Genomic DNA, 766 nt, shown 5'->3' on the forward strand with positions numbered 1-766 from the left:
GAACAGCAGCGCGCCCAGCAGCGTGATCACGCGGTGGCGCAGGCACCAGGCCGAGGCGCGCATGTAGGTGCCCAGCCAGCGCGGCTCCTTCTCCTGCGCCACCATGGGTTTCATGAGGTAGGCCGCCATCATGGGCGTGAGCAGCCGCGCCACCACCAGCGAGGCGAACACCGCCAGCGCCGCCGTCCAGCCGAACTGCTTGAAAAAGCGCCCGGCGATGCCGCTCATGAACGCGGTGGGCAGGAACACCGCGATCAGCGTGAAGGTGGTGGCGATCACCGCCAGGCCGATCTCGTCGGCCGCCTCCATCGCCGCCTGGTAGGGCGACTTGCCCATGCGCAGGTGGCGCACGATGTTCTCCACCTCCACGATGGCGTCGTCCACCAGGATGCCCACCACCAGCGACAGCGCCAGCAGCGTGATGATGTTGATGGAAAAGCCCAGCAGGTGCATGCCGATGAAGGCCGGGATGACCGACAGCGGCAGCGCCACGGCCGAGACGATGGTCGCGCGCCAGTCGCGCAGGAAGAGCCACACCACGACCACGGCCAGGATGGCGCCCTCGTACAGCAGGCGCATGGAGCTGTCGTACTCGTCGCTGGCGATGTCCACGAAATCGACCGTGCGCGTGAGGTGCAGGTCGGGCCGCTCGGCCTGGAGCTTGTCCAGCGCCCGCTGCACGCCCGCGCCCACCTCGACCTCGCTGGCGCCGCGGCTGCGCGAGACCTCGAAGCCGATCACCGGCTTGCCGTCCAGCAGCGCGGCG

General features: G+C 69.2%; 1 protein-coding gene. It reads right to left on the reverse strand.

The window, feature by feature from the left end; all coding sequences use genetic code 11:
- A partial coding sequence (locus AC27IQ_RS26160) for an efflux RND transporter permease subunit (RefSeq protein ID WP_487091385.1) occupies positions 1-766 on the reverse strand: 766 nt, incomplete at both ends.

Source organism: Acidovorax sp. KPB24-07, from assembly GCF_057543315.1.